Source organism: Peribacillus sp. SIMBA_075 (genome assembly GCF_046534585.1).
The window spans coordinates 1-278 of the sequence record NZ_JAWRYN010000451.1 but is presented as its reverse complement, the minus strand read 5'-3'; the positions used below and the strand labels follow the sequence as shown (position 1 = coordinate 278).

The 278-nt window shown below is 47.5% G+C and carries 1 protein-coding gene; it reads right to left on the bottom strand.

Features of this window, described 5'->3' with window-relative positions; translation table 11 throughout:
* Positions 1-278, bottom strand: a 278-nt coding sequence (locus SB775_RS28965) for an AMP-binding protein (RefSeq protein ID WP_410864660.1), incomplete at both ends; no start/stop codon positions are given.

Below are 278 nucleotides of genomic sequence, written 5' to 3'. Positions count from 1 at the left end.
CGTTCAGTTTCCCTCCTGCTTGCGTCAATGTTCTTAAACTCGGAAGGTCGAACTGTTCAAACTTCAGCTTATCGAGCATCTCATAAACGAATGGGACTCCCCCGAACGTCGTTGCTTGCCGCTCTTTGCACAAATCCCAAAATTCCTTTTTCAAGATCGAGGCATCTGTGACAATGATCGCTGCGCCACAGACGAGATGGCTATTTATGATCGACAAGCCGTACGAATAGCTCATCGGAAGTGTGGTGATCGGTTTGTCGTCTTCTTGGATATCCAAG